Origin of the sequence: Pontibacter actiniarum, assembly GCF_003585765.1 — a bacterium.
Taxonomy (GTDB): Bacteria; Bacteroidota; Bacteroidia; order Cytophagales; family Hymenobacteraceae; genus Pontibacter; species Pontibacter actiniarum.
In genome coordinates, this window is record NZ_CP021235.1 from 3,720,060 (window position 1) to 3,744,401 (window position 24,342).

Below are 24,342 nucleotides of genomic sequence, written 5' to 3' on the forward strand. Positions count from 1 at the left end.
TACATAATACCGATAAACTAGCGGTAACCTAAGCCGAAACGGGCAAATTGATTTTGTTATCTTTGTAAAGATGCACGGCACTACCCGCTCGGGGATAGCCTAAGTAGTGCTGAAACCGTAAATTGCGGCATAATTAGCAAGCGAGGCCTGTAAGCGTATGACCTTCGATGAGTACCTGGTAAAGAAACGGATAGACAAGGCAGCCTTTGAGGCTTCTGACCCAGCGCGCTACGCGGCGTGGCAGGAGATGTACGCGCAAATGCACCCGAACAGCTTTCAGGTGCAGGTAAAGATGGTGATCAACGATGTGCGCCTACGCTACCACCTGGCCGAGGAAGCGGTGCCTAAAGCGGAGCCGGCTGCAGCCCCTCGTCCGGCTGCCGTTCGGCGGGCGGTGGCGGCCAAACCGGCGGCCAGTGCAGCGGGTGCTTCGGCTGACACCTCAGCCGAAGCACCCGCAAAAGAAGAAGGCGCACCAAAGCCAAGGCCGGTTGTAAAGCGGCCAGCCGCTGTACGCAAGCCCGTAGAAGGCGAAGCCACGGAGAAGGCACCTGCTCCGGAGGAAGCAAAAGCAGAAGCGGCAGCCCCACGACCAAGGCCGGTCGTGAAGCGCCCTGTTATAGTTAAACCGAAAGCGGAGGAAACCGGGGCCGACGACAAAGCGACAACGGAAGCACCCGGGGAAGCGAAACCAGCGGCACGCCCGCGCCCTGTCATAAAACGCCCTGCCGCCCTGCAGAAGCCAGCGGAGGAGCAAGCGAAGCCATCACCGGAAGGAAGCACAAGCCCAGCTGCAGAGGAGGCTCCTGCTACAAAGCCATCCAGGCCAAGGCCTGTGATCAAGCGGCCGGCAGCGCTGCAGAACCCTAAACCCGAAGCCAAAGAGGAGCAGGCACAGCAGCCTCAGGCCGAAAACCCTGTTGCGGAGGAGAAGCCCACGCCACCACGCCCGCGTCCGGTTATCAAGCGCCCGGCAGCCTTGCAGAAACCTGATGAGCAGGCGGAGGGAAAGGCAAAGCCCGCTGCTGAAGCGCCTGCTACGCCACCGCGCCCGCGCCCGGTTATAAAAAGGCCGGCCGCCCTGCAGAAGCCAAAGGAAGAGCAGCCCCCCCGGCAAGAACAGCCGTTGCCGAACGAGCAGCACAAGCCAGAAGCTACCGCTGAAGCCCCTGCTGCTGCCCCGGAGGCCGCGCCCAGGCCACCAAGGCCAAGGCCTGTTATCAAGAGGCCCGCAACTTTGCAAAAAAACACCCCCGAAGCATCTAATCCGGCAGAGGCAAGTATAACCCAACCGGAGGCTGCGCCAGAGCAACCGCAGGAGCCGGAAAAGCCAGCCGCAGCAGACGAGCAGCAACCGAAGCCAAAGCCGCCAAGGCCGAGGCCGATCATACGCCGCCCGCCGCCAAAGCCCGATGCCGGCGCAGAAGCAACCGGAGAATAAGCATACTTAAGAAACGAACAACGCATAACGATAAACGAAACTATGTACGAAACGCTAAAACCAGATTTAGAACAGCAGCTTGCCGAGATAAAAGAGGCAGGTTTGTATAAGCAGGAACGCATTATCACTACGCCACAAGGCGCTGACATCGACACAACCAAGATGCAGCACGTGCTTAACTTCTGCGCCAACAACTACCTGGGCCTCTCGGCTCACCCAAAGGTGATTGAGGCAGCCAAGGCAGCCATCGATACGCACGGCTACGGCATGAGCTCGGTACGCTTTATCTGCGGCACCCAGGACATCCATAAAGAGCTGGAGCGTAAGATATCTGAGTTCCTGGGTACGGAAGACACCATCCTGTATGCGGCTGCGTTTGACGCCAACGGCGGTGTGTTCGAGCCTTTGTTCGATGCGGAGTCGGCCATTATCTCAGATACCCTGAACCACGCCTCCATCATCGACGGCATTCGCCTGTGCAAAGCGCAGCGTTTCCGCTACAACCATAACGACATGGCTGACCTGGAGGCAAAGCTGCAGGAGGCACAGGGTGCCAAACACCGCGTAATCGTGACCGACGGCGCCTTCTCGATGGACGGTACCGTAGCGCAGCTGGATAAGATTGTGGAACTGGCCGACAAGTATAACGCCGTGCTGTTGGTGGATGACTCGCACTCTACAGGCTTTATGGGCAAAACCGGCCGTGGCACGCACGAGTACCACAACGTGATGGGCAAGGTAGACATCATCACAGGCACACTGGGCAAAGCACTCGGTGGTGCCATGGGAGGCTTTACCTCTGGCCGTAAAGAGATCATTGACATGCTGCGCCAGCGTTCGCGCCCGTACCTGTTCTCTAACTCACTGGCTCCGTCTATTGTAGGCGCCTCTATTGCTGTGCTCGACACCCTGAGCGCTACCACAGAGCTACGCGACAAGCTGGAGTGGAACACCAAATACTTCCGGGAGCAGATCACACGCGCCGGCTTCGACATTAAGCCGGGCGACCACCCGATTGTTCCGGTGATGCTGTACGACGCGCCGTTGGCGCAGGAGTTTGCCGCCCGCATGCTGGAGAAAGGCATTTACGTAATCGGTTTCTACTACCCGGTAGTGCCAAAAGGCCAGGCGCGCATCCGTGTGCAGCTGTCCGCCGTGCACGACAAGGAGCACATCGATAAGTGTATCAACGCTTTCGTGGAAGTAGGCAAAGAACTCGGCGTGATCAAATAGCCGCCAGGCCAAACTTGAAGTATAGAAAAGCCACTCCTGCTATGGGAGTGGCTTTGTTTTTTTATACCTTGTATCACACACAGGAAAAGCAGAGGTATGAATAACATAAAGATCAAGCCAGGGCAGGTACTGCTGGGCACGGTGCTGTCGTGGATGGTGATTTCGTTTCTGGCTTACAGCACGGCGGATATGCGCGGAGAGGCGGATATAATGTACACGCTGCTGCAGATTACGTTCTACTTCTCACTGCTGCTGTCGGTGGAGGCTTACCTGAGCATGCTGCTTAACCCGCAGTGGACGCGCGTGCACTTTGGCACCATTCTGCTGCTGCTCGCGCCAGCGCTGCTTTACCTGATGTGGTTCGTTAGTGAAACCCTATTCTAAACATGGAGTTACTTGCCCGGCACCCTGCCATCTTTCTACTGGTCTCGCTCAACTACCTGCTGGTTATTGTGGCACTCATTCACCTCATCTTTAAATCGAACTATCACCTGGGCCAGCGCCTCATCTGGATGGCGATACTGTGGCTGATACCTGCGCTTGGCGTTGCCACCTACTGGCTGGTATGGTACAGGAAAGAAGGGAGAATCTAAACGCCGCCCTCTCCTCCCGTAGGCAGACGCCAACATGCAGCCATGAAACAACCTGAGGATATGCTAGCCCCGGACAACACAGAGCTGAAGAAGCGAACACGGCACGCCATACATGCCGGCATTATCAGCGGGGTTTTGCTGGGCCCTTTGCTGCTGTCTCTCTACAATGAGATCAACTTGTTCAGGGCCTACAGCATACTGCTGCCCCTGGGGATAGCTTATGTACTGGTGCAGTACTACAGGAAGAGCTAGTTGAGTGTAGTGTAGCGGATTTGCTCTGCTAAGCGGCGCTAACAGACTTTTCTGAAACAGCGGCGGCGGGTTTCTGGTCGGTATCGAACAGGAACTGGTTCAGCTTTACGCGCAGGTCAGCAGAGGAGAGGTTGCGGTACACTTCGCCGTTGCGGACCAGGGCAATCTGCCCCGTTTCCTCAGAAACGACCAGCACCACACTGTCTGTGATCTCCGTCAAACCAATGGCCGCGCGGTGGCGCAGCCCCATAGAGGCCGGTATTTCCTGGTTCTCTGACACCGGAAGGATACAGCGGGCGGCTTTGATACGGCTCCCCGAAATAATCACGGCCCCATCGTGCAGCGGGCTGTTCTTGTTGAAGATCGACATGAGCAGGCGCTTGGAGATCACGGCATCAATCAGGTCGCCGGACTCGGCGTAGTATTTCAGCTCAGAGCTCTTGGTGAACACAATGAGCGCTCCGGTGTTTTTGCCCGCCAGCGTCTTGGCTGCCTCTATAAAAGGCGTCAGGCTAAGCTTCTCGCTCTGCTCGCGGCGCCACGGAAAGCCCCAGAAGCGGTCGTGGTTCAGCGAGGTAGTTTTGCCGATCAGCAGCAGGAAGCGCCGGATCTCGGGCTGGAACACAATGATGGCGGCCAGCACCCCCACGCCCATGAACTGCCCCAGGATGATACTCAGCAGCTCCATGCCGGCGGCGCGCACCACCAGGTACAGCAGGTAAATAGAGAGCAGACCCAGGAAGATCTTCAGCGCCACACTGCCGGTCAGCAGCTTGTACAGCTGGTACAGCAGCACCGTCACGAGCAGGATATCGATGATATCGAGCAGCTCAATCTCTAAAAAACCTATGCTGAATAAAAAGATCAAAGTTTTGTTTTCTCTAAAAGTATTACTGTTTGCTTAGCTTCTTTTACGTCGTGCACCCGCAGGATGTCGGCACCCTTCATCAACGCTACGGTGTTCACGGCTATTGTACCCGTCAGGGCATCGGCCTGGTTAATGCCCAGCGATTTGTACACCATGGATTTGCGCGAGAGCCCGGCAAGTATGGGCAAGCCGAAGATACGGAAATCATCCATACGGCGAAGCAATTCATAGTTATGTTCCACGGTTTTGGCAAATCCGAAGCCGGGGTCCAGCACAATGTCCTTCACGCCTAGCTGCTGCAGCTTGCCTACCTGCACCTGTAGCTCGTCCAACACCTCCACCACCAGGTCGTCGTACTGCGCCAGGCCAGCCATGCTTTGCGGCGTGCCGCGCATGTGCATGAGGATGTAAGGCACCTGCAGCCTCGCCACCGTTTCGAACATCGCCTCGTCCAGCAAGCCTCCGCCAATGTCGTTGATGATGGCGGCACCGGCGGCTATACTTGCCTCGGCCACATCGGCCCTGAAAGTGTCTACGGAAATAACCGCCTCGGGGAAGTGCTGCAGCACGGCTTCTATGGCCGGGACAACGCGGTCCTGCTCCTCCTGCGCCGAAATGTCCACAGCGCCCGGCCGGCTACTGTACCCTCCGATATCCAGTATGTCGGCACCGTCGGCCAGCATTTGCCCGGCCTTCTGCACAGCCTCCGCGGGGGAGCCCAGGCGGCTGCCGGGGTAAAAGGAATCAGGGGTTAGGTTTAGAATGCCCATAACCAACGGTGTCTCCAGCGAGAGGAGCTTTCCGCGGCAGTTTAGTGTGGTTTTTTTCTTAAAAAGCGTATCTTTCGCTTCCAATGTTGGCATGTGGGTCAATTATTTTTAAAATTAAAGCTAAAAAGTTGATTAGTCAAACACTGCAGGAATATAATCAGGTAGTACAGCGTTGCAAGGATACTTTCGTGAAGAAGACGAAAGACTACGGCACCGCCTGGCGGGTGCTGCGGCTGCCTTCCATCACCGACCAAATCTTTATCAAGGCCCAGCGCATCCGCTCCATCCAGGAGAAGGGCAAGCAGCTGGTGGAGGACGATATCAACGGGGAGTTTGCCGGCATTATCAACTACTGCGTTATCGCCCTGATGCAGCTGCACCTACCAGCCGACGCGCCGATGAGCCTGTCTGCCAGCGAGGTGGAGCAGCAGTACACCCACCACATCGAGGAAAACATCAAGCTGCTCAACGCCAAGAACCACGACTACGGCGAGGCCTGGCGCGACATGCGCGTGAGCTCCATCACCGACATTATCCTGATGAAGCTTTACCGCACCAAACAGATCGAGGATAACGAGGGCCAGACGCTGATTTCAGAGGGTGTGGAGGCCAACTACCGCGACATGATCAACTACGCGGTGTTTGCGCTGATCAAGTCAGGCTTTGCTGTGCAGGCAAAGTAAGCCGCCGGAGGCTCTCCCCGGCACGGGCTTGGGGCAGCGCCCTAACCTTTTAACGTTCTAACTCTTTAACACAAGTTGATGAAGTTCATAAGCAAGTTTTGCTGGCTGTTTGTAGGCGTGCTGTTCATCTTTTCGGGCCTCATTAAGATAAACGACCCGGTAGGCACAGCTATCAAGCTGGAAGAATACTTTGAGGTGTTCTCCACTGACATCGCTCCCTTTTTCAAAAGCTTTGAGCCCTACTCCCTGTTCCTGTCCATCTTCCTGAGTTCGGCGGAGATTGTGCTGGGGGTAGCCCTGCTGGTGCGGTTCAGGCTGAAGCTGGTGCTGTGGCTGCTCCTCATCATGATCGTGTTCTTCACCTTCCTTACCTTCTACTCGGCCTGGTTTAACAAGGTAACCGACTGCGGCTGCTTCGGCGACGCCATTGTGCTCACGCCGTGGGAGTCTTTCACCAAGGATGTGGTGCTGCTGGTCATGATCCTGATCCTGCTTTTCACACAGCGGTACCTGCCGCCGTTCATGCGCCCGGCCTCCGGCGCGGTTATCACCATTATCACCGCGGCCCTGTCTGTGGCGGTGGGCTGGTATGCCTATGAGCACCTGCCCTACATCGACTTCCGCGCTTACAAAGAAGGCAACAACATCCCGGCGCTCATGAAACCCTCTGCCCCGCTCCGCTACAAGTACATCATGACTAAAAACGGCGAGGAGGAGGAGTTTGAGGAGTACCCGACCGACCAGACCTATACCTTTAAGGAAATGGTAGCCGTTAACCCGGAGGATGGCCCTAAGATCACGGACTTTAACGTCTGGAACGACGAGGGCGACTTTACCCAGGAGGTCCTGAGCGGCCAAAAGCTGCTGATCATCGTTCAGAGTGTGGCCAAAGCAGAGCAAAAGAACTTCGAAAGTATAAACAAGCTTGTAAAGGCTGCCGAGGCTGCCGGTATCACCCCAATGGTTGTCACCAGCAGCAGCGCGCAGGATTTTGAGGTGTTCCGGCATGAGGTTAACCTGGCTGCGCCCTACTATTTCGGCGACGGCACCGTCCTGAAAACCATCATCCGCTCCAACCCGGGCTTGCTACTGCTGCAGGATGGCACCGTTATGGGCAAATGGCACCACAACGACACGCCGGAGATAGAAGAGGTGAAAGAGTTGCTGGCGCCGGAGGAGAAATAGCCTACCAAAGGAGGCAAGTTCCTCTATGCGATGCCTGCAGCTTCTGTTGATAAACCGTAACACATAAATTACAAAGATGCTCGTCTTTTTGGTTGGCATGATGGGCTGCGGCAAAACCACGCTGGGCCGGCAGCTTGCGCAGCGCCTCGGGTACACCTTCCTGGACCTGGACGAGCACATTGTGCGGCAGCAGGGGCAGCCCATTTCGCAGATTTTCGCCCAGCAAGGCCAGGAGCGTTTCCGGGAGCTGGAGCGGGAGGCCCTGCAGGAAGTGGTGCAGCTGCACCAGGAGGCGGTTATCGCTACCGGAGGCGGCGCGCCCTGCTTTTTCGACAACATGGCTTTCATAAACCGCCACGGCGCAAGCTTTTTTATAGATGTGCCGGTAGATGAGCTGGCGCGAAGGCTGATAGCCCAGGGGCAGGAAGAGCGGCCGCTATTGGCGGGCAAGCGTGCCGATGAGCTGAAATCGTACCTTGCCGAAACATTAACCCACCGGAGGCAGTTCTACGAGCGCGCGAGCCATACTTTACCCGGGGCAACGGTGGGTGTGGATGCCGTGTTACGGCTTCTTAACCTATAGCTAAAAGCCTCGTTATAGAGAAGGCAAGCCGCAACAAGAGTGACTTGGTCTAAAATTTTAAGTAGCTTTGCAGCGTTAAAGATTACATCAAAACTAACTATGAAACCTAATCATAAAGGAAGCGCACAGCTCTTTAAGAACCCGGTTCTGGAGAAAATGACCAGAACGCACATTGCCATACCGATTACGATATTCCTGGTGATAGCCACCGGGCTGATCTACTATGGCATCACCCACAGCTTTATCAGCATACTGGAGGCCGTTGGCTTTTTCTTCCTGGGCTGGTTTATATTTACACTGATCGAGTACCTGGCGCACCGCTACGTGTTCCACATGGACACCAGCACGCCCTCAAAGGCTCGTTTTCAGTACCTGGTTCACGGTAACCACCACGATTACCCGAAAGACAAGAAGCGCCTGGCAATGCCGCCGGTGGTAAGTATACTTTATGCCTCTGCCTTCTTCTTTATTTTTAAGGTGATCTTCGGCACGTTTGTGTTCGGCGTTGTGGCCGGTGTGTTGTTCGGCTACGCGATGTACCTGCTGGTGCACTATGTCGTGCATGCCTACCCGCCACCGAAAAACTTCCTGAAGCAGCTGTGGATCAACCATAGCATCCACCACTACAAAGACCATGAGAAGGCATTCGGCGTGTCGTCGCCACTCTGGGACTACATCCTGGGCACCATGCCGAAACGATCCAGATAAACGGACGCACCCTACTGTAGAGACAAATAAAAAAGGAGCCCCTTTCGAGGCTCCTTTTTTATTTGTTGCGCTTATCTCCTCAGCTTTCGGAAGAGCCAGGTGATCAGTATCACAATCAACACGATAATGATCAGGGCAGTCCACATGCCTGCCTCGAAAATATCTCCAACCAGCTCACAGCTACTCATGGTAAACATTAGCAGCACGAGCAGCGTCATTAAGTACATCCTTATATTTTTCATAGTTTTATTACGTTAAGTTCTGCCGTTGGCTAAACCAAAGTATGGCAACAGTATAGCCAGGGCGAAATATGATCATATTGCCATGTTAATGGTACTGTGTAGACGGGGAAAAGGTTAGCGGCCACGCCTGTTCTCTCAGGGCAAACAGCGCCGGGAAGTGAATAATAGGTGGCGCACCTATGCGGTACGGTGGGCATCTCCCTGAAAGCCGCTAGATGGCTGTAGCTACTGTTTAAAGTAGCCCTAAAGGATCGGAGGAAAACTTCGGGTCCTGTCCCTGCTTTGTTCGGTTTTGACAGCACACACCCTGCAGCAGCGCCTTGGCGTGGCGTGGCGCAAATGGTATAAAAACAAAAAAGCCACTCATTTCTGAGTGGCTTTTGCTCCCCCTCCTGGGCTCGAACCAGGGACCCCCTGATTAACAGTCATAATCGATTTGTAATTAATGAAAATGCTTTTTGATAAAAGGTATTTTTATGGGCTAATTTAGATGTTTTACTAATAGGATGTAATAGGTTTGAATAAATATTGATATGACTCGTATGCAAATCGTATGCAAATGCGTAACTTGAAGCGATAAATTTAGCACCTATGATAAAGCCTCATATCAGCGTTTACCTAGACACAAGGAGAGCAAAAGCAAACAACTTATACCCCGTTAAGCTAAGGGTGTATGTAAGCAACGGAAAGCAGCGCACGCAGAAGCTTTTCCCGCTCGGCATGGATTTGACCATTGAAGCATTTGAACGCTCCTACAACGCTGTAAAGCCCCGGAATGAGGACAAGGAGCTTAAGCTAAAATTATTGGCAAAGGAACAACGAGCTGTTGAGGTAGCAGATGGTTTAAGTGTGTTTACCTTTGAGAAATTTGAGCGCGAACTGTTTAGGGAGAAGCAGTCTGCCAATGATGCGGCATATCATTATAAAGAGTATATAAAAGACCTGCAGAAGAAAGGTAAGATTGCCACGGTTTCCAACTATGATCTAAGCTTAAAGAGTCTGCTAGAGTTTGTGAATTCTAAAGGCAAGGGCGGTGCTACAAGTATATTTTTCGACAGCATTACAGTTGACTTCCTGCACGGGTATGAACGTTGGATGCTGTCTAAGGAAAAGAGCCGTACAACAGTGGGTATTTATTTGCGGCCTCTAAGAGCGATCTTTAATAACGCCATAGAAGCAGGAGATATACACAAAGACCTGTACCCTTTCGGTAAGCGCAAGTATCAGATACCTGCAGGGCGGAATGTAAAGAAAGCATTTGGCAAGGAACAACTAGGCATGCTCTTTAGATTTGATGTGTTGATCCCTGAGCAGATAAAAGCCAGAGACTTTTGGTTTTTCAGCTATACCTGCAGCGGTATAAACATCAAGGATATTGCCAATCTAAAGTATAGCAACTTACAAAATGATAGTCTAGTGTTTAGTAGAGCGAAAACCATAGACACAACAAAGGCCAATCATAAATCTATAGTGGTTGCTCTGTCAGAGTTTCCAATCTCAGTAATAGACAAGTACGGCAATCCGGATAAGAGCCCAAGTAATTATATATTCCCGATTCTGGCCAAGGGGATGAGCCCAGAGGAGCAGGACCGGTGCGTTAAAAAATTTACCCGCTTCATCAATCAGCATATTAAGAACCTCGCAAAAGCGGCAGGGTTAACAGGTGATATCTCCACTTATTGGGCACGTCATTCCTTTGCTACCAATGCAATACGTAACGGCGCTAGCATGGAAATGATACAGGAGAGCTTAGGGCACAACGACCTGAAAACTACCCTTAACTATTGGGGCGGCTTTGAAGACGCTGTAAAGCGTGAGATTGCAGATAAATTAATGGAGTTTTAGGAGGTTGCGCCATGAGTTACAAAGAGCTTACACCGGATGATTTGGCTACGCTATACTTAAATAAGCCCGAAGAGCGGGAGCGAATAGAGCAGCATATAGCAAGTCTAGGCGAATATCAGCAAGGCTATTTTAATTACTTGTTAGAGGAGCAGGAGCAACTGCCGTTCCAGAGCTACGCCGCCAATAATTTGCACACTAAGCGAGACGGCCGGATATTATGGTCTGACCTATACAGTTTTGACAGTTTAGTGTGGCATTACCAGCAGCAGAAAGAGGACCTGTTAAACAACAGCCCCACGCCTAACTTATCCTTATTTATAGGGAGAGCAATAGTTAATGCTGCTGCTGCACGCACTAAGTTAGTAGAAAGCTATAACAAATCCTGCAGCGTAGAGAATGATGATAAATACAGCTTGTATGTTGGGGCATATGATCAATTTATACGCTTCTTAGAGAAGGAGATAGTAGCACTGGAGAAGCCCGCTGCCACAGAACAGATCAAAGTACCTGGAGACGCGCGACAATCAAAGCTGACTCTAAGAGCCCTGGCGCTTTACTGTTATTACCTACAGGGCGCTGGGAATATGGATGCTTTTGAGAACATGGAAGGAGGAAAGGAGCAAGCTCTTAAAAGAGTTGCCGCTGAGCATGGTTTTGCCTCCAGTAGCAGTTGGAAAGCCCTGCAACAACATTACAACACGATAAGCCAGCCTAGGCTAGGCGCATTAGAGCGCATTAACCCAAACCATACACGGAACCTAGAATTAGCTATCAGTATGCTTGACTCTTATCCTGTAGCACTTGAAGCAGCAAAGAGGGAGCATAAAACCGCGACTCTAAAAAAGTAAGCACCCTACGTAACCCCTTACCTCCCCTTACCTCCTTTGTTAGCTACTTACTTTGTCTCAACAACAAAAAGCAAATTGAGACAATGGGAAATCCTTTTGAAACTATCGATGCGAGGCTGAGCAATATTGAGGCGCTATTACTTGACTTGTTTAGCAGCAGGTTTAGCCAAGGTTCTAACGACACCGCAGCTGAAAAACTGATGACAGTAAGAGAAGCCGCTGAACTCCTGTCATTAGCAGTCCCTACCATATACGCTCTAGCTCAACGCCGCGAAATACCTCATAGCAAAAAGGGCAAACGCCTGTACTTTTCTAAATCTGAACTAACAGAATGGGTGCAGGCCGGCAGAATCAAAACTGCATGCGAAGTAGTAGCAGAAGCTGAGGCCGAACTAGCTGCAGCAGGAAAGAGGGGGTAATGATAATCCTGTCTGCCCTGCATATCCAATTGTTTTGTAATAACATCAGAGCTAGTAAAGTGGTGAACCCAGCACATTAGAGATAAACTGGGTTCACGAAAACTAGTTTCCTAACATCAAATAGTCTCAAAGTGCGACTACTACCACTTACAGCCGCACTTCGATAGAGCAGCCATGGCAAAAAAAACAACCGGCAGGTTAATTGTGCCAGAACCGGTTGTGCAAGAACTTCAATCAATCCTGTCAGATAGTCAACAGCGGCACTTGAATAAATACTTATGGGTAGTCCACAAAGTGCTGGAGCAACAGGCTTTCAAACGAAGATATATTGAGCATAAGCACAACGGGTTTGCACCAATCCATTCACAGCTAATTAGTGCAGCTGTTACGGCTAACTTTTACCATGAAGTAATGACCATACTTAAAAATAGTGGAATACTTCTATGTGATGAGCACTACGTACCGGCATACATGGATCCAGACAATGCAGAGTCAAAAGGTTACAAGATTGGTTCTAAGTACATGGAATCAATCTTGGTTGCCTTGCCTGTAGATAAGGGGATAGCAAAGCGTGTTCAAAAGTCAAAGCATGGGAGCGCTTATGTGCCTAAGCTGAATCACGAAAAGCATTTGAGAAAGCATTATGATTCTTTTTATGTTGATACTGAAGTTTATAGCTATATAGAAGAAAAGTACTGGCGAGGAGATAAAGAGTTACAGAATATAGATGATGCTGCTTCACTAGCTTATTTAACTGATTTGCGATTAATTGAATCGGTGAACAACAGTGAAACCTTCTTCATAAGGGATGGCAAAACAAGACGCATTTTCCATGAGTTAAACCTAATGCGTAGAGAGTATAGGGCGTTCTGGAGGCACAGAAGCGGTGAAAGGTTGGTAGAGTTAGATCTGCGCAATTCACAGCCGTTGATCCTGTGCACACTGTTCCCTGAATACTTCCGGGCGGAGTGGCCGGAGGATGTAGTAAAGTATAAGAAGCTGTGTGAGCAAGGGTTACTGTACAACCACCTGCTAGAGTTGGGAGGCTATTCAACAGATGATGAGACCCGGAATCATTTCAAAGAAACGCTTTTTGCGGAGGTGTTTTATTGCCCGGATCCGAAAAAGTGCAGAAAGCCTGAACATAAAGCCAGGTACTATACCCAAGTAACTCAGCTGTTTGAGAAGGTATTCCCTAATGTATATAAGCTTATCTGTGACTATAAGCCTAAAAATGACTATGCAAAATTGCCCATTACCATGATGCAGCGGGAGGCCAACCTAATAATTGACACAACATGTAATAGGCTCATGTTAGAAAATAATGGCAAGGTGAACATGTTGACAATTCATGATTCAATCGTTACAACAGAACCATTCGCAAAAATAGTGGGAGCTGCAATCTTGGAGTCCTTTGCTAATAAGTACAGCATCTACCCTGCACTCAAGGCGCAATATTTAGACAATGGACAGCCATTTGAATTATAGGGCTATTTCCTTACCTTAGGCCTAAGTATGAAAGAAGATACAAAAACAAAAAATGGCCATTTAAATATGTTATCAGCGGTAGAGCAGTATTTAAACCCACACGGTGTTTTAATAACCATAGTTAATCAGGCAGAGCGAAAGGTTTTTGCCAGGGTAGCCCATGATTCCCAAGTAAAATCAGCAGAACTTGATCCAGAAATGGAAGCGGAAGAAATAAGCTCCCTTACTATAAATGACATACTCCTTACAAAGTAACACTTGCTGTAACACAGCTATATAATGAAGAAAGCCCCAAACGCTACCACACGTTTGGGGCTTTTTGTTTTAGGGTAGAGCAGACCTAAAAGTCTTATGTTAATCACATAGTCATATACAAATATAATAAATCCTATTGGTAGAAAAGTGCCTTATGTTCTATATTATCAGCTATATCAGAACAGATTGGCTATCCAGTGGGATGTTGTTCACATACTTATGTAAGGCTATATCAGGAGGCTAAGGAAATTTGGCTGTAAGCTCACCTAAGTGAGGGAATAAAGCTGTAGTTGAATATAATGGATGAACCTGAAGAACACTCCTGTGCATAGACAGAATTGCCCAGGCTTAATACGCAGCTTTTCTACATGAAGAAAAGCTACATGTAGAAAAGCTACATGTAGAAAACGTAGATATAGTAGAATAAGTGGGGCGATTTTAGTAACGTTTAGGCTACAGTACAAAAAGTTGTTATTTAGGTGGTGTTGACCTAATATGTTGTAAGCTAGATTAGTATGGTAAAAACAGAATACATAAGTAAAGAATATTGTAGCTTGAAGACTATAACTCTTAAATATCTCACGCTCTCCACAAAGGCTTTAAGTTGGTGTGAATAATGCAGCAGCTTGTGACAGCATTAGCCTTACTATTGTGTTTCTGTGGCAGAAACCTACTTGGTGCGGCGTTTTTGCTCACTAAACTTAGTCTATGTTTATGCCTACAAAAATAAATGAGTTGCCATTAAATGGCTTAGGATTTAGATAAACCTTATGAAACTACACCACATTACCCCCAACGGCATTTACCAAATAAGTGGGGCGGACCTGTTAAACCTTATTGACTATGTAATGGAGCAGTCAATTGAAAAAGCAATGGAGAGAATAAAGGAGAAGGGCCCAAAGCCAATTCCTGATAGATGGTTGGGAAAGCGGAAACTTACCACCGATGAGGCTGCTGAGTTTTTAGGCATCAAGAAGCTTACACTATACGACTTCCACAAAAAGTATAGTATGACCTACGAGAAGTCTAGGCCAAATATGTACACCATAGAAGAGTTGGAGCGCGTGGAGCGGGAGCGCAGAATTCGCCCTCACTAGTCCTCTCTGAATTTTGCTTGTGCAATTGTAGGCATACCCTCGCCTGCTTTCAAAGCATCTAATTATTTTGTAATAATGGAAGAGGCTGACATTTCACACCCCCTCCTCTCTCTACTTCTCCTTAAGAGTCTTCAAAAACACAGTCAAAGCAAGTATTCCAATAATTAGTGTTTCCACTCCTCTTTTCTTTTTGGTTACAGTTAAACAGGCTTGATTTCTTTTCTTGTAAAAACTATATTTCTGCTAATGATATAACGAAGAAAAGCTAAGCAGCTAAAGAATAAAAAGACGTATCCGGCACACACTTTGCCACTTTAGCGCCAAAATAAAAGGTTTAACTACTAAAGCCTGCTATAAGTCTTTGTTTCTAATCATATTAAAAAAAGACAGTTACAACGCCTTTTCTACTCGTTTTTTCTGGAGAGCAACACGTGTAAATGAAACTGTACCTGTGCTACCAATCGCATTATTATAGTGTAATACACTCTAAAACCATTGTAACAGAGCCTCTTTGCAGAAGTGTATTATGCCTTAATAAGCGGTAGAATCGCCTTTGTCGGAGGCTGGAAAGGGGCTAACTGTTTGGTGGTAAGTGTTTAAAGTAGCTAGAGTTAGTATGTCTTAATGCACATCTAAGTGCGCCATGTCTGGTGCTGCATGCGTCGATAAAACTCTGAAAAAAATTAAAACAAACGCTTTGTACCTTTATCCTATAAGCAAAACCAGCTGAAAAACATGGATATAAGGTCAATCAAAAGCATTGATGATAGGGCACTGTTAGAAGCAAGTGCCGTACGACGGCGGGTAGATAGCTACGTTCGCCGGGAATTTGACCTGCAGCAGCTTGATCTAGACATGCTACTCATTATTGGTACCTCATCTGCCAATTATAGAAGGCCACTGCTATCGGTTCGTGACCTGGTACTACTCACCGGGTACAGCGAAAGCAACAGGGACAAAGTTTATAAAAGGGTAGAAGCTCTGTCGCAAGGCGAGAAGCCATTCTTAGACAGGCATGACAACTGGGCGCCGGTTCAGTACAGCGTCGCTTACTACGGTCTAAAGGTGATACGGCGGCACATTGAGCTTACCAAAATGTACCGCGATGATATGAGAATCTACCTGGGACATGAGAGTCAGTACGAGGTCACTGTAAGTGAATCCTAATAATCTTTACTAAACCAACACTATGCGAATCAAACACTTAAACGATGCGGATATGCTGCAGATTCTGTCTGTCGGCTATCGGATGCAACGAGTTTTAAACAAAGAGTATGGCCTACCGCCGCTCAACGCCGCTATCGTCAACCTGATCGGCAGTTACAGTAACAAACCATCCGACGAAGTGCTGACCCTATCTGTGCCTGAGATATGTGCACTGCTGGCTTATAGTACGTCCGGTAAAGAGAAGATATACTATGCAGTTAAAGACATGTGCGAAGGTGATGAGGCGCTTCTGAAAATGCATACCACAAAATCGACCCGAGGCAAGAAGGTTGCTAGTTATTCCCTGACCGCAAGAGGCATCGAAATCGTCAGAGCAGCCATTAACCTAACCAAAATTTTCCGACACGATATCGCGCAGGTCGCGGTATAACCCCCATACTATGGCAGACGCATTATCACAGTTTAACCCGCAATCACGGGGCGCAGCCTTTATTCTTCCGAACGGCTGGAAAACACCATTAGACATTCTACAGCAGCGCCAACAGCAGCAGCGCGAGGACCAACTACGCACCGAGCAACAGCAGGCGGAGCAGGAGCAGGCAGCAGCAGAAAGATTGGGTAAAATTATCCCTGACGTTGGCGACTACTGGGCGCCGGACCACAAACTAATTTCTGATAGCATGCAGGGCATACGCGACTACACATCCAACATGCTTGCTGCAGGAGTAGACCCTACCCACGCGCTAAAGAACCCGCATGAGTACGCTAAGCTCAGCCAGATGATAACGGAGGCGCGAGGTCTGGCGATGATGTCCGCGCAGCAGAAGAAGGACTATGATTCATTCGTGTCGAAGTACCAAGGTATCGACGATGGCTCAGTCCGTGCTACCGCGGCTGAGGCCTTGCTGAACCAATATAAGGGTGCTGCCACACCGCAGGAACGGGCGAAGATCAGGCTTCAAATGGAGCGGCTATACGACTTGCCTGCAATGGCTGCTTCGTCACTCAAAGAGTTCCAGCCCAATGAGTCGGAGAGTCTTGAGCTGGATGGCAAAGGAGGTAAGAAGACATTTTCCATCTCAAAATTTTCAGAAGATCAGAATGAGAACATGAGGAAAACCCTCTCCTCTAACCCGAAGCTTGTAGAGGCGGCGCGCCTTCAGTATGGTTACTTGAGCAGTGAGGAAAAAGAGAAGCACGGCGGCTTCAAGCCATTTTTTGACAACTTCATAGATGAAGCGGTAGAGGCACGGCAGCGAACAAAGGTGAAGGAGGATTATGATTCTGATGACCTGTACTGGAAGTGGAAAAACTATAACCGCCAGCTAGCCAACGACAACAAAACCAAGCAGGAAGAGGAGGATAGCGCCATAGACCGGGTAAAGTGGATGGAGTCGATGCGCACCGGTAATGTGGAGCAAGCAAACGCGCTCCTTAATGGCAAGCTAGGCGGCAAAAATGTAGTAAGCGCACGTTTTGTCCATGATAAAAAGGTAGCGGTGCCAGGCGGTGAGCTGTCGGGCGCCAAAGACCTGTACGGGTTGAGCCAAGCCCCTGTGCTAGAGCTGGAGATAGCCGAGGGCGAAACCACTGATGAGTTTGGAGAAAAGCACATACAAACTCGCAAGGTGAAGATAGATATGTCTAAACCAGGATGGCAGTATGAGGCAAACAACATCTACGATGCACTGGTAGGCGAGAAGCGCAAAGTTTCCCCTGAGCAGTTTGATGCCGCCGCTAAAAAGCTCAACCTCTTTCAGGAAGGGAACCAGACCTACAGCGCAGACACGCCTAAGAAAACGGCCAATCCCTACAACATCTCAGTCGATGATGAGCCAGAAGTAAACAACCCATACGGCATAAAGCTACAATGAGCAAACAGCACGCTAACAAAAACCCACACGAGGGACTTATCCAATTCATTGCTGACAAGCACTATGATGGGCAGCACCTCGACCAGATAAAGACAAAGCTTCTCACTGATGAGGCTCTGTTTAACAAGGCACTGGATGAGTTCAGGCAGAACTATTTCAAAGATCTGGATTCTGCCGCCTTCTCGTCCAAGTACCTGAAAAAGTACGGTAACCCATTCTCTGAGCAACAGCCAACGGCTACAGAAGAAGCAGCGCCTATAGTGGAGCAACCTGCAGCGGATCCTGTGGCAGCGCAGGCAAGGGCCATGGCCGAGCAGACAATGGCAAACCCTTACGAGCAGATCATGCTCAACAACGGGCAGGCACTGAACCAGCAGCCAAACGTACTGCCGGAGGTGAATATACAGGCATCGGGTGGCGTAACTGCCGCAGAAATGCCTGGTGCTGAGGTGTATCAGCAGCTGTTACCCGATCCAGAACTTACCAAGCACCTGCCAGACGTATCGCAGTCAGACCGCACAGGCTTTATCGGCGGCTTGAAAGACGTAGGGGCGAGGGGCTACAACGCGCTCATTCCCGGATTAGTGAACACTGCCGGCAACGTGACCGAGTTCCTGGGCGATGCCTGGCAGATGCAGGGGGGCGGCATGGTGACCGATGATAAGATCACCGACCAGTGGGCAGACTCGATGCGCGGCACCTCCAAAGATCTTTCTGCCTATGTTTCCCCGGAAGGCATGAAGTCCGTCACCGATGATCCTACTTCGCCTCGTGCATGGTTCGGCACACTGGCTGAGGCCGGGGCGAATATGGCGCAGATTATGGTTGCAGGGGCAGCTACCGGAGGCACTGGCGCTGTTATCGCAGGCGGCGCCATGGGCTTATCGTCTGTGTATGACGCAGCCGATGAGGCGGGTGTTTCCGATGAGGATAAGGTTGCCCTGGGCGCTGTGCTGGCGCCGGCCATGGGTATGCTGGAGCGCATCGGTTTGGATAAAGTGGTTTCCACTCCTGCCGTCGTTCGTACGCTGACTAAAGAAGTACTGGAGCGAACCGGTGGTAAACTTTCTGTACAGTCTGTTTCCAAAGCCGTGGCGGAGATCATGCCAGAGGTAGTAAAGACGCACGGTAAGCAGGTACTGAAATCAGCTGCATCAGAAGGCGCCACAGAGGCGGCACAGACCGCACTGCAGGAAGGTTCGGAGGTTGCCTACGATGCCACTGTGGGTGAAGGAAAGAAGAAGGGAGAAGGCAACTACGGCACGCTGGAGAACGGCATGGAGGAGGCGCTGCTGAACGTGGCGAAAGAGTCGGCCGCCGCTGGCGCTGTGGGTGGTATCGTCGGTGGCACAGCTGGTGCCGTGGCAGGTAAAACCGCACCGTCTCAGGAGTCCAAGGTAGCAGTAATTGAGCAGGAGCTGCAAAAGCCGGACCTTAACCCGGATATCCGCGAAGTACTGGAGGAAAAGCTAACGCAGCTACAACCGGAAGTGAAGCGCTATGGCGACAAAGTGTACTATGGCGAGGGCCTTGAAAAGGAGGCCAAGCAGGTACAGGTAAAGACAAAGGACGGAGCTGAGCGGCCAATTTCAGTGACAAACGCAGAGCCTACGCTAGATAAGGCTGCTGTAAAGGATTTGGGTGCATGGGAAGCTGTCACTGACGAAAACGGAGTGACGAAGTATGTCCCTAAAAAGAAAGAGAAACCGGCTGTAGCCGTATCAGAAGCGGTCCCAGGTGATGCAGCGGGTAGCGATAATTCCACCGAAGCCGCAGCCAGTGCAGATCCGGAGCAGGCGGAGGCACCATTTGCAGCGCCTCACGAAAATGGTACAGCAACTGTCAAGGAATCCTTCATGGTTGGCAAGGCATCTTATTCCGTTGAGAAAACAGACGATGGTTATAAAGTCACCAATACTTCCACCGGGAAAGAGCTGACCAACCCGGATGCTGTCAACTATAAAAGCGCAGTCAAGCAGTACGAGGCCAAACAACTGGAGAGTAAAACACTGCAGCAGCGCAACACCCTGACTTCCTCCGTGCAGGCTTTAAGCGAACAGCTGAAAGGCACCAAGCCGCAGGAGCAGGAGGCACGCAAGCGCCTGGTGCAGCTCTCTGCTGAGGCAGACAAAGCCGGTTTGGAGCTGAAGGAGAACAAAAAGAAGAAGCAGTTTGAGCTGATCGACAAAGCTACCGGCAAGAAAGTGTCTGTGAAGAATTCCGACACGCCGACGTCACCGGCTCCGGACTTTGCGCCGTTGGCCGAGAGAAGCCAGCAGGTGCAGGACATTGCGAGCCGCTTGCTGGAGCAGGCGAAAACTAACCCGAAACTGCTGCAGGGGCTGGGCCTTGGCATTTCCCGAGACTCTGACTTGAAAGGAACATTAGCCGATATTGAGCAAGGCAAGAATACCAACAGGGCAAACCAGTTGCTCAACGTGGTGGAGAAGGCCAGCAAAGACGGTTTCTTTGAAGTCTCCACGCAGGAAGGGGCCGGGGTGGTAAGGCGGAGCAACCCGAGCATTGAAGAATATCTGAGCAACACGCCGTTGCCCACCTCTACTGCCAGTGAGCAGGAACTTGATGCCGCATTCTCCGGAAGTAAATCTATCAAAGATTTTATCGGTTCAGAGGGCATCCTGAACGAGGATGGCACAGTAAACTATGACACGCTGCATGGCAAGCTAAACTCTAAGGAGATCGACGGTTTGGCGTGGGTGTATGATTTGTCAGAGCAGGATATCACGGAGCTAAAAGCACTGGTAAATGAAAACAGAAGCAATGGGAATATTCGAAAACCCGGGCAAACCGAAACCAACGGCAACGAAGCAGCAGGTGGACAGTCTGCGGGCCTTAACCCGACTGATCGAGGAGGCGAAAGCGAGAGCACGGCAGAAGCAGAAGTAGCACCGGCTAGCAAGTTCGACCAACAACGGTCTGCCATTCAGGAGAAGCGCCAAAGCATCAAAGACCGCATCAAAGAAAAGTCCGCCGGCCGATTGAATGCCTTGCCGGTTGACCTGATCGGCGATTATGCGGAACTGGCGGCTACCTATGTGCAGGAAGGGATTGTGGGCATCAAGGAAATTGCGGCTAAACTTAAAGCTGAGCACCGGGCGCTTTTCTCCAGTGCTGAGGAGCTATCAGAGGACGATATAACTGCTATCCTGAAACGTGCCGAGATAGCGCCACAGGCGCCCGCTGCCGCCACGAAAGACCGCAGGCATACACAGCGCCTACTCGCCTCCCCGGACTTATCAGAGGACTTTAAAAACGGTATCACGGAGCAGGATAAAAAGTACATTCCCACAACCAATGAACTGAACAGTGCTGAGGCCGATGCTTTCATTGAAATCAAAGGCGCCGAGGTAGCAACCCGCGACGCACTGGACATGGACAACGGCATGCACCCTGCTACCCGAGCGCTGCTGCGCGATAAGCTGATCACACACTTTGATAAGCTGGGCACACAGCGTTTGCAGGAGGGTGACGAGGTAACGGCGCAGCTGTACTTTGATAAAGCCGAATCCATCACCTCCGCCAAAGTGGAGCGGGGCACTTTCCTTGGCCAGGAGCTGCAGGCCTACCGGGTAGTCGCCAACTCAACTCCGGAGCGCGTGCTCTACAACACCCGTAAGCAGGTGGACAAAACCCGTAAGGAAGAGCTGAAGAAAGTAAAGCCGTCCCTGGATAAAAAGGCAAAGGCAGTGCGCGAGGCAAATAAGCAGAGCATTGCCCAGGCGCTGGAGAAGGGCAACGTGAAAGCCGCGATTCAGAAGGCCATGAAGGAGGAGGGCATTAACATTGCCGCCGTTGTTAAAAAGCACTTCACGGTTGTGGACCAGACCGGTAAAACGCTTGCGGATAAACTGGTGGAGCAGTCCAAATTAACAGGCGATGAAGCGAAAGCACTGGCGAACCTGGTGCAGAAAGAGTTCTCTGCCATTGCCACGAAAAAGAAGCAGCAGCTTTTAAAACAGACGCTGACACCAAAGGAGAGGCTAACACCTACTCAGTCAAAGCAGCTGCACGACAAGATTATTGAGCTTTCCAACATGGGGGCCCTCTCTGATCAGCAGTTGGCTGACCTGTACGCCGATAAGATGGGGCTGCCGAAACTCACCCCTGAACAGACAGCAACTATCCTGAAGCTCGCTGACAAAGCGCAGCGTGCCAAAGACGGTATACCCAAGCATAAGGCCCTGCAGGAGCTGCTGAAGTACCAGGAAGGCATCAAAGGTTTTGCCACTGTGGACTTAGCGCGCAGCATCTGGTATGCCAATATTCTTTCAGGTTACTCAACGCAGATGATCAACGCCTTTGCCAACCTGAACCAGACGGCGGGGGAGCTGTACACATCGACTGTCATGCACCCGAAGGCGCTGCCATTCCTGCTAAACGGTTTAGTACAAGGGTATTCCCGCGGAAGATGGGAGGCGTTGAACGTGCTGAAAACGGGAGAATCCCCGGTACGAGGTGGGAAAATCAACATCCCTAACGCTTTGGAAAGAGTGACTTTCAAAGGCGGTAACTGGAATCCATTCAACTACCTCAAGTACGTGCAGCGCATCATGGAGGCATCCGATACGTTCTCCTATTATGGATTGAAAGAAATGCGCGCCCATGAACTGGCCTATGCCAAAGCCAGGGAAGCGGGAGTAAGCAAGCCAACGCAGCAGATGTGGGAGGAGGTGACGGAGACACTATTTAGAACTTCTGAGCGCAGAGCAGCGGCAGAGGAGACGGCAACCGAAGAAGGGTTGAAAGGCAGCGACTATAAGCGCCGGGTATTTGAACTGATGGAGCAAGCACGGCCAGTAGACTTAGCGGAGGACACCCACGATTTCGCCAGCCTGGGCACCTTTAACCATGATCCGCAGGGTACGCTTGGTTTCCTCACCGACAACATCGCGCGCATCACCAGAAGCGTAAAAGGAGCCAGCTACATCGTACCCTTCACGCGCATTATCTCCAACGTGGCTAACAGTTACCTGGACTGGTCACCTTACGGTCTTTTCCGAGCCGCCAAAGGGCGTACCGGCAACCTGCTGAGCGACAGCGATAGCAACAAGAAGTACAGGAAGGAATACACGGCCGAGGAACGGGCAAAGCTGCTGATCAAGTCCGGCACCGGCATGCTTGCTGCGACCGCGCTTTATGCTTTGTCAGCTCCAGGCGAAGGAGAGGACGAGCCACAGCTGCAGATCACCGCCAACGGTCCGGGTGATTACAAGGCACAGGCAGAGCTCGCAGAAACGGGGTGGCAACGCTACAGCATCAAAATCGGCGGCACCTGGTACAGCTACCAAAACACGCCGCTTGCTATTCCTTTGTCTATCATTGGCCGCATCCGTGACGATGAGCAGTACAACGGGCACAGCCTGGAGGATGAGGGCTACGCCGCCAAAGTTGGTATTTACCTGCTCAACACCATTCAGTACTTCTCTGATATGACTTTCCTCAAAGGGGTGAGTGAGTTCCTGGGCGCTGTGAATGGCGGCACTCCTGATCAGGCCGGCAACTATATCAAACGGACAGCTGCCAACACGGCGAAATCGTTCGTGGTACCTAACCTTTTCACACAGGTGTCAAGGGAAGTACAGGCCGTGGCAGATATCCCGATGAAGGAAAGCCCCAGCATTTTGGGTAAGATGGTGCGTGATATTCCCATTGCCCGTAACCAGCTTAACGACATGGTGAACAGCCTGGGCGAGCCTGTTTTCCCTGACACTGACCGTATTGCCTCAGCACAGCAAGAAGACCCGGTGTGGAATCTGATAGTTCGCAATAACGCCTGGATCCGGAAGCCATACAAAGGCAGCATCGTTATCTATGACAAAGGCAAGGAGCGCGGCCTAACAGACGAGGAGTATTTCATGTTCTGCAAAATCAGAGGCCAGTACATCAAGCAGAAAATAACAGACAACCTAGCCAGGCTGCAGCGCATGAACCAGGGGGAGGTGCAGGAGATGATACAGGGATGGAAAGCGGCGGCAACCAAGAAAGCAAAAGCTGAATTGCGCAGGTAGAGAGACGCTTAAATGAAAATGGGGGTATCTGCTATAAACGGCGGGTACTTCCCTATTAGAGGCCCTACCCCCTTTTGTCTACCGGGTGGGGTCTCTTTTTTCATGCCCGATTTAAAAAAATGTGAGCTGTATGAGCGTGTGATATAATCGTACAGCGAGCGGGGGCTATCGGAGGTAAAAGGAAACGACTTTTGCTGACTGGGTACGGTCTGTAATTGGGCCTACCGCTTTGGTTTTTTCTTTATATGTGCTGGGTGTATCGGTGCGCACATGTACACTAGTATCAGAGCTGGCTATGCTCAGCCATGCCGCCAGCGCCTCATTGCGTTGCTCCCCCTCCCTGTATAGCTCCAGCTGAAAACCGCCGCTATGATCTGGCGCACTCATTATACATGTCTTATGAGATTGTAAGTACTGGCTTTTATACCGAGCTTTCTATTTTTTTATTGACACATGTAAACCTTTTAAATACCTTTGCCGTTAAAGCAGCAAAATAAGTTTAAAGCACATGAGCACAAAATACCTTCCCATCGGCAAGTATGCCAAAGAAGCCGGAGTAACCCGCCAGGCTATCTATTTACGCATTGAGCGCGGTATATTGGACGCCGTGATAATCCCTGATGCTTCAGGCGAGGAGCGTAAGTACATCGACATTGAGAAGCACCCGCCTAAGCGACTGAAATAATTTTTTTATCAATATTGTTTACATGTGTAAACAATATTATACCTTTGCATCATCCCGGCTGAGGGAGCCTATATTTT

The 24,342-nt window shown here is 50.7% G+C and carries 23 protein-coding genes; 20 read left to right on the forward strand and 3 right to left on the reverse strand.

The genetic code is table 11. The features are described 5' to 3' along the window. Positions 1-157 precede the first annotated feature (157 nt). From CA264_RS15995 to CA264_RS16015, 5 genes are all read left to right on the forward strand, one after another. Positions 158-1,441 carry a hypothetical protein gene (locus CA264_RS15995; protein WP_025608396.1) on the forward strand — a complete coding sequence of 428 codons (1,284 nt, stop codon included), beginning with the start codon at positions 158-160 and terminating at the stop codon, positions 1,439-1,441. Between the two features lie 42 nt (positions 1,442-1,483). Continuing rightward, positions 1,484-2,674 (forward strand): glycine C-acetyltransferase, encoded by a 1,191-nt coding sequence (gene kbl, locus CA264_RS16000; protein ID WP_025608397.1) that lies wholly within the window; start codon positions 1,484-1,486, stop codon positions 2,672-2,674. A gap of 96 nt (positions 2,675-2,770) precedes the next feature. Continuing rightward, entirely contained in the window at positions 2,771-3,058 is a 288-nt protein-coding gene (locus tag CA264_RS16005) for a hypothetical protein (RefSeq protein ID WP_025608398.1), read from the forward strand. Between the two features lie 2 nt (positions 3,059-3,060). After that, positions 3,061-3,267 carry a hypothetical protein gene (locus CA264_RS16010; protein ID WP_025608399.1) on the forward strand — a complete coding sequence of 69 codons (207 nt, stop codon included), beginning with the start codon at positions 3,061-3,063 and terminating at the stop codon, positions 3,265-3,267. Positions 3,268-3,309: 42 nt separating this feature from the next. Next, the gene (locus tag CA264_RS16015; protein WP_157593716.1) at positions 3,310-3,519 is read left to right on the forward strand and encodes a hypothetical protein; all 210 of its coding nucleotides are present in this window, start codon (positions 3,310-3,312) and stop codon (positions 3,517-3,519) included. A 28-nt stretch (positions 3,520-3,547) separates the two neighbouring features. Here the strand turns inward: CA264_RS16015 and cdaA are convergent, their stop codons facing one another. Together cdaA and folP are read right to left on the reverse strand one after the other, a co-directional pair. Then, positions 3,548-4,387, reverse strand: coding sequence for a diadenylate cyclase CdaA (gene cdaA / locus CA264_RS16020; RefSeq protein WP_025608401.1), 840 nt, complete (start codon positions 4,385-4,387; stop codon positions 3,548-3,550). Then, positions 4,384-5,250 carry a dihydropteroate synthase gene (gene folP / locus CA264_RS16025; RefSeq protein ID WP_051364494.1) on the reverse strand — a complete coding sequence of 289 codons (867 nt, stop codon included), beginning with the start codon at positions 5,248-5,250 and terminating at the stop codon, positions 4,384-4,386. The genes cdaA and folP overlap by 4 nt, the downstream gene beginning before the upstream one ends. 35 nt (positions 5,251-5,285) lie before the next feature. Between folP and CA264_RS16030 the strand changes: the two genes are divergently transcribed. From CA264_RS16030 to CA264_RS16045, 4 genes are all read left to right on the forward strand, one after another. Then, a complete protein-coding gene (locus tag CA264_RS16030; protein ID WP_025608403.1) occupies positions 5,286-5,840 on the forward strand; it encodes a DUF1599 domain-containing protein in 555 nt (184 codons plus the stop codon). Positions 5,841-5,918: 78 nt separating this feature from the next. Then, positions 5,919-7,025, forward strand: coding sequence for a BT_3928 family protein (locus CA264_RS16035; protein ID WP_025608404.1), 1,107 nt, complete (start codon positions 5,919-5,921; stop codon positions 7,023-7,025). Positions 7,026-7,101: 76 nt separating this feature from the next. Next, on the forward strand, positions 7,102-7,608 hold the full coding sequence (locus tag CA264_RS16040) for a shikimate kinase (RefSeq protein WP_025608405.1): 507 nt from the start codon (positions 7,102-7,104) through the stop codon (positions 7,606-7,608). A 99-nt stretch (positions 7,609-7,707) separates the two neighbouring features. Further along, positions 7,708-8,316, forward strand: a complete 609-nt coding sequence (locus CA264_RS16045) for a sterol desaturase family protein (protein WP_025608406.1) — start codon at positions 7,708-7,710, stop codon at positions 8,314-8,316. A gap of 71 nt (positions 8,317-8,387) precedes the next feature. Here CA264_RS16045 and CA264_RS21900 read toward each other — a convergent pair whose 3' ends face one another. After that, positions 8,388-8,558 (reverse strand): hypothetical protein, encoded by a 171-nt coding sequence (locus CA264_RS21900; protein ID WP_162912090.1) that lies wholly within the window; start codon positions 8,556-8,558, stop codon positions 8,388-8,390. A gap of 591 nt (positions 8,559-9,149) precedes the next feature. Between CA264_RS21900 and CA264_RS16050 the strand changes: the two genes are divergently transcribed. From CA264_RS16050 to CA264_RS21905, 11 genes are all read left to right on the forward strand, one after another. Then, complete coding sequence (locus CA264_RS16050; protein ID WP_036777150.1) at positions 9,150-10,403, forward strand: tyrosine-type recombinase/integrase; 1,254 nt, start codon at positions 9,150-9,152, stop codon at positions 10,401-10,403. A gap of 11 nt (positions 10,404-10,414) precedes the next feature. Continuing rightward, entirely contained in the window at positions 10,415-11,251 is an 837-nt protein-coding gene (locus tag CA264_RS16055; protein ID WP_025608408.1) for a hypothetical protein, read from the forward strand. A gap of 83 nt (positions 11,252-11,334) precedes the next feature. Next, positions 11,335-11,670, forward strand: a complete 336-nt coding sequence (locus CA264_RS16060; RefSeq protein ID WP_025608409.1) for a helix-turn-helix domain-containing protein — start codon at positions 11,335-11,337, stop codon at positions 11,668-11,670. A 174-nt stretch (positions 11,671-11,844) separates the two neighbouring features. Continuing rightward, positions 11,845-13,158, forward strand: a complete 1,314-nt coding sequence (locus CA264_RS16065; protein WP_025608410.1) for a hypothetical protein — start codon at positions 11,845-11,847, stop codon at positions 13,156-13,158. A 27-nt stretch (positions 13,159-13,185) separates the two neighbouring features. After that, complete coding sequence (locus CA264_RS16070) at positions 13,186-13,413, forward strand: hypothetical protein (RefSeq protein WP_025608411.1); 228 nt, start codon at positions 13,186-13,188, stop codon at positions 13,411-13,413. A 770-nt stretch (positions 13,414-14,183) separates the two neighbouring features. Further along, positions 14,184-14,510: a hypothetical protein gene (locus CA264_RS16075; protein ID WP_025608412.1), complete on the forward strand. Its 327-nt coding sequence runs from the start codon at positions 14,184-14,186 to the stop codon at positions 14,508-14,510. A 735-nt stretch (positions 14,511-15,245) separates the two neighbouring features. After that, a complete protein-coding gene (locus CA264_RS16080) occupies positions 15,246-15,677 on the forward strand; it encodes a hypothetical protein (protein WP_025608413.1) in 432 nt (143 codons plus the stop codon). Between the two features lie 22 nt (positions 15,678-15,699). Beyond that, positions 15,700-16,107, forward strand: coding sequence for a hypothetical protein (locus CA264_RS16085; RefSeq protein WP_025608414.1), 408 nt, complete (start codon positions 15,700-15,702; stop codon positions 16,105-16,107). 10 nt (positions 16,108-16,117) lie between these two features. Next, the gene (locus CA264_RS16090; RefSeq protein ID WP_025608415.1) at positions 16,118-17,551 is read left to right on the forward strand and encodes a hypothetical protein; all 1,434 of its coding nucleotides are present in this window, start codon (positions 16,118-16,120) and stop codon (positions 17,549-17,551) included. Then, positions 17,548-23,580 (forward strand): hypothetical protein, encoded by a 6,033-nt coding sequence (locus CA264_RS16095; protein ID WP_025608416.1) that lies wholly within the window; start codon positions 17,548-17,550, stop codon positions 23,578-23,580. The genes CA264_RS16090 and CA264_RS16095 overlap by 4 nt, the downstream gene beginning before the upstream one ends. A 508-nt stretch (positions 23,581-24,088) precedes the next feature. Further along, positions 24,089-24,265 (forward strand): hypothetical protein, encoded by a 177-nt coding sequence (locus CA264_RS21905; RefSeq protein ID WP_157593717.1) that lies wholly within the window; start codon positions 24,089-24,091, stop codon positions 24,263-24,265. Positions 24,266-24,342: the final 77 nt, after the last annotated feature.